The 9366-nt window shown below is 63.8% G+C and carries 12 protein-coding genes, 2 tRNA genes and 1 riboswitch; of the genes, 9 read left to right on the top strand and 5 right to left on the bottom strand.

The features are described 5' to 3' along the window. Positions 1-99: 99 nt before the first annotated feature. On the bottom strand, positions 100-726 hold the full coding sequence (locus AAG799_RS20840) for a carbon monoxide dehydrogenase subunit G (protein ID WP_341898884.1): 627 nt from the start codon (positions 724-726) through the stop codon (positions 100-102). 118 nt (positions 727-844) lie between these two features. Here AAG799_RS20840 and AAG799_RS20835 point away from each other — a divergent pair, with 118 nt between their 5' ends. Both AAG799_RS20835 and AAG799_RS20830 read left to right on the top strand, forming a co-directional pair. Further along, entirely contained in the window at positions 845-1597 is a 753-nt protein-coding gene (locus AAG799_RS20835; RefSeq protein ID WP_341898882.1) for a hypothetical protein, read from the top strand. A 108-nt stretch (positions 1598-1705) separates the two neighbouring features. Continuing rightward, complete coding sequence (locus AAG799_RS20830; protein WP_341898881.1) at positions 1706-2371, top strand: cold-shock protein; 666 nt, start codon at positions 1706-1708, stop codon at positions 2369-2371. Positions 2372-2456: 85 nt separating this feature from the next. Here the strand turns inward: AAG799_RS20830 and AAG799_RS20825 are convergent, their stop codons facing one another. From AAG799_RS20825 to AAG799_RS20810, 4 genes are all read right to left on the bottom strand, one after another. Then, on the bottom strand, positions 2457-3002 hold the full coding sequence (locus tag AAG799_RS20825; RefSeq protein ID WP_341898880.1) for a PAS domain-containing protein: 546 nt from the start codon (positions 3000-3002) through the stop codon (positions 2457-2459). 74 nt (positions 3003-3076) lie between these two features. Then, positions 3077-4015, bottom strand: a complete 939-nt coding sequence (locus AAG799_RS20820; RefSeq protein WP_341898879.1) for an ABC transporter substrate-binding protein — start codon at positions 4013-4015, stop codon at positions 3077-3079. 25 nt (positions 4016-4040) lie between these two features. Further along, positions 4041-4814: an ABC transporter permease gene (locus tag AAG799_RS20815; RefSeq protein WP_341898877.1), complete on the bottom strand. Its 774-nt coding sequence runs from the start codon at positions 4812-4814 to the stop codon at positions 4041-4043. Then, the gene (locus AAG799_RS20810; RefSeq protein WP_341898875.1) at positions 4811-5548 is read right to left on the bottom strand and encodes an ABC transporter ATP-binding protein; all 738 of its coding nucleotides are present in this window, start codon (positions 5546-5548) and stop codon (positions 4811-4813) included. The genes AAG799_RS20815 and AAG799_RS20810 overlap by 4 nt, the downstream gene beginning before the upstream one ends. Then, positions 5547-5654: riboswitch (TPP riboswitch) on the bottom strand. It overlaps the preceding gene by 2 nt. A 61-nt stretch (positions 5655-5715) precedes the next feature. Here AAG799_RS20810 and AAG799_RS20805 point away from each other — a divergent pair. From AAG799_RS20805 to dctP, 7 genes are all read left to right on the top strand, one after another. Next, on the top strand, positions 5716-6831 hold the full coding sequence (locus AAG799_RS20805; protein WP_341898874.1) for an acetoin utilization protein AcuC: 1116 nt from the start codon (positions 5716-5718) through the stop codon (positions 6829-6831). Beyond that, positions 6828-7313 (top strand): DUF192 domain-containing protein, encoded by a 486-nt coding sequence (locus AAG799_RS20800; protein WP_341898873.1) that lies wholly within the window; start codon positions 6828-6830, stop codon positions 7311-7313. Before AAG799_RS20805 ends, AAG799_RS20800 begins: the two co-directional genes overlap by 4 nt. Before the next feature lie 100 nt (positions 7314-7413). Continuing rightward, positions 7414-7490, top strand: a tRNA-Pro gene (locus AAG799_RS20795). A 57-nt stretch (positions 7491-7547) separates the two neighbouring features. After that, positions 7548-7844, top strand: coding sequence for an ETC complex I subunit (locus tag AAG799_RS20790; RefSeq protein ID WP_341898871.1), 297 nt, complete (start codon positions 7548-7550; stop codon positions 7842-7844). A 68-nt stretch (positions 7845-7912) separates the two neighbouring features. Beyond that, a tRNA-Arg gene (locus tag AAG799_RS20785) sits at positions 7913-7989 on the top strand. Between the two features lie 148 nt (positions 7990-8137). Next, entirely contained in the window at positions 8138-8950 is an 813-nt protein-coding gene (locus AAG799_RS20780; RefSeq protein WP_341898870.1) for a GntR family transcriptional regulator, read from the top strand. A gap of 24 nt (positions 8951-8974) precedes the next feature. After that, positions 8975-9366, top strand: a 392-nt coding sequence (gene dctP, locus AAG799_RS20775; protein WP_341898867.1) for a TRAP transporter substrate-binding protein DctP, incomplete at its 3' end; no start/stop codon positions are given.

The following is a 9366-nucleotide window of genomic DNA, read 5'->3' as shown; positions in this document are numbered from 1 at the left end:
TGGAGCGCGGATTCAATGTGGGGCATATCGCGCGCTTCACCTGGACAGACTTTGGGCGCAAGGCGCGAGGGGCGTCAAGTTGCAAACTGCGGAATGATCTCAGCTGCGCAGGATCAGGACTGTAGCTGCGCATACGATCACGATCAGGCCCGTGATCCATAGCCAGCTTGGTATCCCGCCAGTTACTGCCGGCGTTGGTTGCGCTGCAGCAGACGGTGATGCAGCGGCAGCACTGGGCTCAACGGCAGCGCCGCCATCCTGTGTTGCCGCTACGTTATACGGCGTACCGACCAGCTGGTTGAACTTGGCGAAGAAGTCCTCGGCCATTTTCGCGGCGACACCATCGATCAGGCGGGCGCCGATCTGGGCCAGCTTGCCGCCCACCTGGGCATTCACGGCATAGGTGAGGCGGGTGGCCCCGGCGTCAGCATCGGTCAGCTGCACTTTTGCATTGCCTTTGCCAAAACCGGCCGCAACGCCGCCCTGGGCCTCGCCCGAGATGGTGCAGCTGTTGGGCGGATCGAGGTCGCCCAGGGAGACCTTACCCTTGAACCGGGCTTTCACGGGGCCGACCTTGACCTGAACGGTGGCTTCGAAGTCGGTATCCGAGGTCTTGGTGATGCTTTCGCAGCCGGCAATGCACTGGCGCAGGATTTCAGGGTCGTAGAGGGCATCCCAGACCGCCTGACGCGGGGCGGGGATGATCTGTTCGCCGGTCAGTTCCATGACAAACCTCCAAAATCAAAACAGTAAATAACTGGGAAAATCGATTCACGGGCTGTTAAGATTAGCCGCCTAGGGTGGACATAACTAGGTTCAGGTCCAGTGCAAGGATAGGCGTGCTATGGTTCCCGCGACGCGTTCCGGCATCGATGTAAGTTTCTGGCTGCTTGAGCGTGCCGCCACCGAGCGCATCACCATGTCGCTGCCCAAGCTGCGGTGGCTGCTGTACCTGGCCCAGGCCCATTATGCCATTGCCCGCGAGGGCGCCAAGCTGATGCCCGCCACCTTCCTGGTGGGCGATGACGGCCCGATCGAGCCGACGCTGGACCTGGTGTTCCAGGCCGGCATCGAAAACCCCTGGAGCCCCTCCCTGAGCGAGACCTCCGAGGCCTTCCTTGAGGGATTCTGGAAGCGCTTCGGCGTACTGCCGGCGGTTGCGTTGCACAAGCTGGTGGTGGGCGACCCGGCCTGGCGCAAGGCGCAGGAGAATGGCCCCGGCAGTGAAATCTCCGTCGGCTTGCATCGTGCCAGCCCGAAACCCGCCACCGTTCGGTCCGTGAGCCATCCTGCCGCCCCGGGTGCTCGCCGTGCGCCGGCGCCTCCGGTTGTCCTGCCGCCATTCGAAGAGGCGGTGCGGGCCAAGATCGCCGAACATGCCATCGACGCCGCTCATCCGCTGACCCGCGCGGTGCGGACAGCACAGCCGGCCAAGCCCGGACAACAGCAGGCCGCGCCCAAGACGGCATCAGTCCAGGAGGCTGCCGGCCACCTGCGCGCCGCACCGCCGGACAGTCAGGAAGTGCGGTTCACCGCCGACGGCCGATCGGTCACCCGATGGCGCCCGAAACGTCGCGTCGAAGGCCCCACGCTCTAGGGCTGATCGGGGCCTAACCCTCCGCAAGCCTTGTTAGAATCGTTTTGGCACCGCCCGCAAAAGGTGTTACGGTTCGTTGCGTAGTGGGGCTAATGAAGGACTAAAAGAGTGGATCAAGGGGGCTTCGGCGACGCCGAGATCGTCAAGATTTCCGGCAAGGTCAAGTGGTTCAACGCAGTCAAAGGCTTTGGTTTCGTCAGTCCTGACGACAATTCCGGAGACATATTTCTTCACCTCTCCTGCCTGCGGCAGGCCGGTTACGAAAGCATCGAAGAAGGCTCGACATTGTTCCTTGAGGTTGCCAAGCGACCCAAGGGTATGCAGGCCGTACGCGTTCTTTCCGTAGATACCAGCACAGCACAACCGTCTTCCGGCGGACCCGGCGGCGGCTTCGGTGACCGCGGCCCACGTCCGCCCCGTCCGCCCCGTTTCGGCGGTGGCGACTTTGGTGACCGCGGTGGTTTCGGCGATCGTGGCAGCCGTGGCGGCTTTGGCGATCGCGGTGGCTTCGGTGATCGCGGCGCCGCCGGTGGCGCACCCCGTTTCCCCTCGGTGGTGGCCCAGGGCGATTTCTTCGAGGCCAAGGTCAAATGGTTCAACGCCGTAAAGGGTTATGGCTTTGTGTCGCGCGGCGATGGCCAGCAGGACATCTTCGTCCATATGGAAGTGCTGCGCCGCGAAGGCATCAATGAACTGCAGCCCGGCCAGTCGGTCCGGGTGCGTATCGGTCAGGGGCCCAAGGGCCCGCAGGTTGCCGAAATCCGCATGGAGTGATCCTGCGGATCGGGTGGCATCAGCCGATCAGGCAGCGCCGGCGGATTACTCCGCCGGCGTTTTCATTTTTCCGGCCAGCTTCTGGCTATAAGGGTTTTGTGTGGCCCGGCGGCTGCGGAGTGGCGCGCAACTGCGGTGGCCGGCCTTCCGATGCGCCGCTCGCCGCACGCTTCTCGGCTTCGTCAGGGTAGCCATTGAGGATCAGCAGCATGTCGACGGTTTTTCCATCCCGGGCGAGGGGGAAATAAATCCGTTCGGTATCGATGAAATCACGATCCGGATGCGGCATGCCAAAGCGGTCATAGATCGGCAGGCCCTGTTCCACCACAGCGGTCATGTTGGCGCGGATGCGGTCGGCAAATTCCGGCAGGACGGCATCTTCCAGATACCGGCCGCTGATTTCGCGGCCAGCCGCCGTGCTCTGCACCGTGCCGATCAGGCGAAAGCGGAAACGCAGTTTGCCATCTTCACGGATCACATCGACGAGATTGGTGAACGCCAGCATGGCACGAATGGCCAGCGGATCGACATGCTGCCGACCGGGCAGCTTTCCCGGCGGTGCGATCCCGGCAAGATAGTCGCGCATTCTGGCGAACTGCGGATCAAGCTTGGCGTAATCCGGTCGCTGCATTGCTGCCTCCCTGACGCCACTGCCCAATCCTAGCACAGTTTTTGCGGGTTTTGGCCAGCCCTTGCGTATAACGCCTAGCGCATCTCGATGGCATAATCAGCAACAGGCAGGGCTTTCGGGATCAGGCCCTGTTTAACAAGGTAGTCAGCGAAGCGGCTGTAGCGCCGGCCATCCAGGGCGCGTGGTGCCTGGGCAAAGCGCGGCAGGGTGGCCGCCCAGGCACGGCGGTTGAGCTCATCGTCCAGGCTCTTGCTCTCCTTGATGAAGGCCTGCCAGCTTTTCTGCGGCTCGTTGTGCATCAGGGCGACGGCTTCCTCCAGTGCGTCGAGCAGGCGCATCAGGCGGTCGTCCTTCAGCTTGTCCTTATGTGCGACCAGGATCAGTTCGTCATACAGCGGTACGCCGAAGTCTTCCGGATAGAAGGCGCGGCCGGGTTTGCCGGCAATGTCCATCTGGTTCAGTTCAAAATTGCGGAAGGCGCCGATGGTGGCGTCCACCTTGCCGGCAAAGATCGACGGCGACAGCGCGAAGTTCACATTCACCAGCGTCACATCACTCAGCTTGAGGCCATACTGTTCCAGCATGGTCTTGAGCAGGGCATCCTCGAAGCCGCCGACCGAATAGCCGATCTTCTTGCCCTTGAGATCGCCGACCGACTTGATAGGGCCATCGCGCAGGACGACGAGTGAATTCAGCGGCGTTGCGATCAGCGTGCCGAAGCGACGCAGCGGCAGGCCCTGAGCCACCTGCACATGCAGCTGCGGCTGATACGAGATCGCGACATCGGCCTTGCCGGCGGCAACCAGCTTCGGCGGATCATTCGGATCGGCCGGCGCGATCAGGTCGACCAGCAACTCATGGCGGTCGAAGATGCCGGTATGTTTGGCCACCACCAGCGGCGCATGATCAGGATTGACGAACCAGTCGAGCAGCACGGTCAGCTTGTCATGGGCAGAGGCCATGCCGGGCATCAATGCACCGGCCAGCGCGGCAGCGGCGATCAGATTTTTCATGGTGATGACTCCTTCGGGAATACGCTTACGAATGGGATGAAGCATGGCTGTCGGCCTGCCAGCGCAGCATGCGGCGCGACAAGGCATCGACGGCGGCATAGAGCGCGACGGCGCATAGCGCGAGTACGATCAGGGCGGCAAACATCAGGTCGGTCTGCACGCGGGCATTGGCTTGCAGCATGCGAAAACCAAGGCCTGCGCTGGCGCCGACCCATTCGCCGATCACCGCGCCGATGGGCGCGACTGCGGCGGCGATCTTGAGGCCGCTGGCAAAGGCGGGCAGGGCAGCGCGCAGCCGCACATGCAGCAGGATACGCAGGCGATGTTGCGGCGCATCGCCTGTCATGACACGCGCCAGTTCCAGCCAACCCGCATCGGTGCGGCGCAGGCCGTCATAAAGCGCGACGGCGACCGGAAAGAAGATCACCAGCATGGCCATCACGATTTTGGATGCCATGCCGAAGCCGAACCACAGCACCAGCAGGGGCGCGAGGGCAAAGACCGGGATGGCCTGGCTGGCGATCAGCAGCGGCAGCAGCCAGCGCCGCGCCGCCGCCGAGACCAGCAGGCCGAGTGCAGCACAGCACCCGAGCAGGGCACCGAATAGCAGCCCGAGCAGCATTTCAGTGATCGTTACAGCGGCTTCACCCAGCAGCAGACCTGCATGCTCGATCATGGCGAGCGCGACACGATGCGGTGCCGGCAGGATATAGGGCGGCAGGGCAAACAACGTGACCACGGCCTGCCACAACAGCAGCAGGCCGCACAGGGTCAGCAGCGGGCGGAGCCGGGCGATCATGTGGCGGCGCCCGTCGTGGCCAGCGCGGCATGGATCGCGCGTAGCGCCGGCAACAGCTCGGGCATCAGCGGGTCGCGCGGTTTCGGGCCTTCCAGCACAGCGATCTGTTTCAGTTGCGCCGGCCGGCCGGCCATCACGAAGACACGGTCGGCCATGCGGCAGGCTTCAGCCGGATCATGCGTGACCAGCAGCACGGCCCGGTCGGCCAGCAATGCGCTGGCCAGGGACTGCATGGCGGCACGGGTGATGGCATCCAGCGACGAGAAGGGCTCGTCCATCAGCACCAGGGGGCGGTCTTCCATCAGGGTGCGGGCCAGTGCCGCGCGCTGCCGCATGCCGCCCGACAGGGTCGCCGGAAAGGCATCAGCCCAGTCGGTCAGTCCCAGCCGGCCCAGGAGGGTCATGGCGCGGCCGGTATCGGGCTGCTCGCCACGCAGGCGGACGCCCAGCAGCACGTTGTCCAGCAGGCTGCACCACGGCAGCAGCAGATCCTGCTGGGCCATCCAGGCGACCTGACCGGCGAGGGCAGGGCTGCCGCCCGGCAGCAGACCGGCCAGCAGCCGGAGCAGGGTGCTCTTGCCGCAGCCGCTGGTACCCAGGATGGCAACGGTCTCGCCCGGCGCCAGATCGAGCGCAAAGGGCGCCAGGACCGGGTGATGGCCATAGGCAAAGGCCGGCCCTGCCAGGTGGAAGCCGGCAGACGGAGTGGGGCTGGGAGACAGGGAAGAGTGCAATGGCAAAGCCGCTGATCCCTACGCCGGTATCAACCGGATCAGGTTCGAGGGGTCGTCCGGATAACCCGGACCTCTCAGCCGCCCATCGGCTCCCCCTCAGAGGCAACGCGCCATTATAGGCCGACCGGGTGGCTTGTTAAGGCCCGCCGGGCCGCTAGATTCTGCCTATGCATCAGCCTCTTTTCATCGGCAACGAGATTTACCGGCATTCCAGCCTGGGCGGGAAGCACCCGCTGTCGATCCCGCGCGTATCGACGGTAATGGATATGGTCGATGCGCTGGGCTGGCTGCAGCCGGGCCAGTATCGCGAAAGCCGGCCTGCCACGCCGGACCAGCTTGGCCGCTTTCACCATCAGGATTACATCGCCGCGGTCCAGACTGCCGAGCGGACCCTCAGCATCAGTGCAGCCGAGTCCGAGCGCTTCAATCTCGGCCGTGGCGGCAATCCGATCTATGGCACCATGTTCCGCCGCCCGGCCACGGGCGTCGGCGGCAGCCTGATTGCCGCCGACCGCCTGCTGAAGGATGGCGGCATCGTCTATAGTCCCGGCGGCGGCACTCATCACGGCCGGCCGGCGCAGGCTTCGGGTTTCTGCTATTTCAACGACCCGGTGCTGGCGATCCTGGCCATGCTGGATGGCGGCCTGTCGCGCATCGCCTATGTCGATCTCGATGTCCATCACGGTGATGGCGTCGCCGATGCCTTTGCCACTGATGCGCGGGTGATGGTGGTGTCGGTGCACGAAGCCGGCCGCTGGCCGCATTCGGGCCGCCTGGACGAGGAGGGCGCCGGCAACCTGTTCAATCTCCCGGTGCCGCCGGGGATGATTGATGACGAGATGGCAGCCCTGATCGAGGACGCCATCGGCCCGCTGGTGGAATCCTTTGCGCCCGACGCGCTGGTGATCCAGTGCGGTGCCGATGCCCTGGCCGACGATCCGCTCGGCAAGCAGACATTGTCGAATGGTGCCTTGTGGCATGCCGTCGCAGCGCTTAAATCCCTGGCATCCCGCCTGTTGGTGCTTGGCGGCGGCGGTTATAATCCCTGGTCGGTGGCGCGTTGCTGGACCGGGATCTGGGCCGAGCTGAACGGCCTGGAAAAACCCGACCGCCTGCCGCCGGCCGCGGAAAGCCTGCTGCGGGCCCTGAGCTGGAGCCGCAGCGCCGGCCGTGAACCACCCGAGCACTGGTTCGTGACGTTGGGCGATGCGCCGCGACAGGGTGTGGTACGTGAGGATGTGCGCGGGCTGGTGCGTCGCGTAAAAGAGAGGATGAAGGCGTGAAACTCAGTCGCTGGTTTGCCGTTCTATGCGGCATGGTTTTGCTCGCCGCTGTCATTGCATCCCCCATCCAGGCCCAGCCGCAGCCGACCCTGCCGCAGAGCGATCTGGTCATTAACACGGCAAAGGGTCCGAAGCGCTTTCGCGTCGAACTGGCGGACACTGACATGTCGCGGTCGCGCGGCATGATGTTCCGCAACAGCATGGCGCCGGATGCCGGCATGCTGTTCGACTTCAAGCAGGAGCAGATGGCGTCGTTCTGGATGCGCAATACTTTGCTGCCGCTCGACATGCTGTTCATCAAGGCTGACGGCACGATCCTCAACATCCACCAGCGTGCAATCCCCCATGACGAAAGCGGGGTCAATTCCACCGGCCCTGTCCGGGCCGTGCTGGAGGTCAATGGCGGCACGGTGTCCCGGCTGGGCATCAAGCCAGGCGACACGGTGGACCACGCCATTTTCGGCCGGGCCCCCAAGCGCTGACCCTGCCTGAACGGCGTTTCCGGGCTCTGCAGCCCCCTGGAAGGCTGGCCGGCCGGCCCGGCTTCATGCTAAAAGGCGCACGCTTTTCCGCTATTTAGGGCGGGGTGTAGCTCAGTCTGGTAGAGCGCTTGCTTTGGGAGCAAGAAGTCGCTGGTTCGAATCCAGTCACCCCGACCATAATAGCCCGGCCAATCGCCAGACATGCCAGGCTGGCAGGATCAGGGGTTTTTGAGCATGACCAAGGCGCGTATCTATCAACCGACCAAAACCGCCATGCAGTCCGGCAAGGCGCGGACCCGCCAGTGGGTTCTGGAATACGACACCGCGGACAGCCGTTTCGTCGAGCCGCTGATGGGCTGGACCGGCGCCGCCGGCACGCTGGGCCAACTGACGCTCAAGTTCGACACCAAGGAAGAGGCGGTGGCCTATGCCGACAAGCGCGGCATCGCCTACGAGATCGAAGAGCCGCAGGCGCGCAAGCTGAACCGCCGCGCCTATGCCGATAACTTCGCGTATACCAGAATCCGCTAAATCCGGTTGGCGAGGTGCCCGAAACGGCCGGCCTCGCCGGCCGTTGCCGTTTCTAGTGTTTTACCTAAGTGCCCTTAGCTCAGTTGGATAGAGCAGCCGCCTTCTAAGCGGCAGGTCGGTGGTTCGAATCCACCAGGGCACGCCATCCCTCCCATCGTGCTGCGCTGCACCCATAAACACGTGCAAAGCGGCTGCATTTCGCGCTTGCATGGATGCAGCCATATCTTGCATACAAGATATGGAAACAAGAGAGGCGCCGGATAACGGCGTCGCGTCAGGGAGGCGGGCAGTCAGTGCCACAGCCATCGCGCAAAGCAGCCGCCAAGCGGCAGCCCAACCGGCCGCGCATCGCGCCACCGGCGAAGGCAAGGCTTGGCCGCCCCAGTCAGGCGCCGCGCGCGACCTCGGCCGTGCTGGTGTATGAAACCCTGCATGAGGACATCATCGCCCTGCGCATCCAGCCGGGCGCCAGCCTGTCGGAAAACGATCTGGCCAGCCGATATGGCGTCAGCCGCACACCGGTGCGCGAGGCCTTGCTGCGGCTGGCCGATGAAGGGCTGGTTGAGATCGTGCCGAAATCCGGCACGACGGTCAGCCGCATCCCCTATGCGCAGTTGAATGAGGCCATCGTCATCCGCAAGGCGCTGGAAGAGGTGGCTGTGCGCGAGGCGAGCAGGCGGGCGACAAAGAGCCAGATCACCGGTCTGTGGTCTCTGGTCGAGCGCCAGCGTGAGGCGGCCAAGGCCGATGATCGCAAGGGCTTCCATGCCGCCGACGAGGCTTTTCACGCCGCCATCGCCGAAGCCGCCGGTTATCCGGGCATCTGGCAACTGGTTAACCAGGTGAAGGTGCAGGTCGACCGCATCCGCCACCTGACCCTGCCGGAAGGCGGCCGCATGCTGCGGGTGACCAAGGAACATGCTGCCGTGCTCACCGCGATGGAAAAGCGCGATGCCGAGCGGGCAATCGCGGCCATGCGCAGCCATCTGGATGGGCTGGACCACAGCCTGCCTGATATTCGCCGGCGCAATCCTGATTTTTTTGTCGATGAAGCGGGAGTTTTCCTTTTGCCCGGGCCAGCCGGGCGAAAAACCAGTAGTCAGTAAAACTCAGAAACAAGGGAGAGAAACATGAAAAGAATAGTAACGGGCTTTGCCATTGCGGCAGCCTTTGCCGTTGCGTTGCCGGCCGCAGCGCAGACCAAGCTGAAATGGGCACATGTCTACGAGACACCGGAGCCCTATCATACCGAGGCCGTTTGGGCGGCCGCCGAAATCGCCAAACGCACCAACAACAAGTATCAGATCGAGGTGTTCCCGGCATCGCAGCTCGGCAACGAGAACCAGATCAACGAAGCGTTGGGCCTTGGTACCGTCGACATGATCTATACCGGTGTTGCCTTTGCCGGTTCGATTCACAAGCCGATCGCCATCACCAATGCGCCCTTCATTCTGCGGGATTACAGCCATTGGAAGGCGTATCGCGATTCCAAGCTGTTCCGCGATATCGCGTCTGGTTATGA

It is taken from the genome of Ferrovibrio terrae, assembly GCF_943371255.1.
In the GTDB taxonomy this organism is placed as follows: domain Bacteria; phylum Pseudomonadota; class Alphaproteobacteria; order Ferrovibrionales; family Ferrovibrionaceae; genus Ferrovibrio; species Ferrovibrio terrae_B.
This window is presented reverse-complemented; position numbering and strand designations above follow the sequence as displayed.